Origin of the sequence: Streptomyces sp. UH6, assembly GCF_013421635.1 — a bacterium.
GTDB classification, from domain to species: domain Bacteria; phylum Actinomycetota; class Actinomycetes; order Streptomycetales; family Streptomycetaceae; genus Streptomyces; species Streptomyces abyssomicinicus.
In genome coordinates this window covers 1-1,318 of sequence record NZ_JACADT010001281.1, presented here as the reverse complement: position 1 = coordinate 1,318, position 1,318 = coordinate 1, and the positions used below count along the sequence as shown (strand labels likewise).

General features: G+C 71.9%; 1 protein-coding gene and 1 pseudogene. Both read right to left on the bottom strand.

Going from position 1 to position 1,318, the window contains the following annotated elements; genetic code table 11:
* Positions 1-302: pseudogene (locus HW445_RS31280) on the bottom strand (hypothetical protein); the annotation flags it as partial.
* A gap of 93 nt (positions 303-395) precedes the next feature.
* The coding region (locus HW445_RS31275; RefSeq protein WP_180224152.1) for a glutamate ABC transporter substrate-binding protein at positions 396-1,318 on the bottom strand (923 nt) is incomplete at its 5' end.

Below are 1,318 nucleotides of genomic sequence, written 5' to 3'. Positions count from 1 at the left end.
GCCACCAGGTCCTCACGCCCGGACCAGCGGCGCCGCGCCCGCAGCTCGCGGGCGGAGCGCAGGGTGTCCGTCCAGGCGTCGAAGTACGTCCACAGCAGGGTGATCGAGGCGTCCGCCCGCTCCCACCGCTCCCGGGTGGCGCCGGTCAGCTCGGCCCCTTCGAGAAGTCTGCGCCCCGCGTGGTCCTGCAGCGCGAGGAGCGAGGACTCTATCGCCTCGTGCTCCGCGCCGAGCCGCGCCAGCGCACGGTCCACCTCGTCCCGGTCCATCACCGGACCCAAGGCGTGTCCCGTGTCGCCCATCGATCACCTCTCAGTGCGCAGTCGGTGCGTGCGGTCCATCGGCGCGGGCTTCGTCGGCCACGCCGGTCAGACCCTGCCCAGGCCGGGCGCGGGTCAGTCGCGGTAGACGGCCGGCGGCGGATCGGCGGGCTTCTTCATGGTCGGCTCCAGCCACCGGTCGTACGCCCGCTTCCAGCCCCCGTCCGAGACGTAGTCGCGCAGTACGGCGTTGACCCGGCGGACCAGGTCGTCGGCCTCCTTCGACATGGCCACGCCGTAGTACTCCTCGGTGAACTCCTCGCCCTTCAGCGTCACCGAGGGGTCCTGCGCGGCCTGGCTGGCGGCCAGGGCGCTGTCGGTGACCACCGCGTCGACCTCGCCGAGCTGGAGCCGTACCAGGCAGTCCAGCTGGTTGGGCACGGTGGTGCCGATGTCCGCGTCGGCGACCGCCGCCACACCGTCCTTCTTGTCCTTCTCGAGCCGGAGGTAGGCCGTGGAACTCGCCGCGGTGCAGATCCTCTTGCCCGCCAGGGACCGGTCGTAGCCCCGGACGTCGGACCGCGCGGGGGCGAGGACCTGCTGTCCGGTCGTGAAGTACGGGGCGGAGAAGGAGACCTCCTTCAGCCGGTCGCAGCTGATGGTCATGGTGCGCACCACCATGTCGACCCGGCCCTCCCGCACCGCGGGGACGCGCTGGTTGGTGGGAACGGCGTGGAAGCGGATGTTGGGTTCCTGACCGGGGGCGCGCGGGCCCAGGAGCTCGTCGGCGATCCGCTTGGCCAGGTCGATGTCGAAGCCGGACAGCTCCACCTGCCGGCTGCCGCTGTTGGGGTCGCGGTAACCCCAGCCGTAGCTGTTCTGGTCGACGCCGACCCGCAGGTAGCCGCGTTCCTTGATCTCCTGGATCGTTTCTCCGCTCTCGTCCCTCGACGGTGCGGGGCTCAGCGCCTCCGGGCGCTCGCAGTCGTCCTCGGCGGCGTAACGGCCCGTCGCAGGGGCGGAGTTCGCGTGGTCCGTCCCGTCGTCGGCCGCCCGGA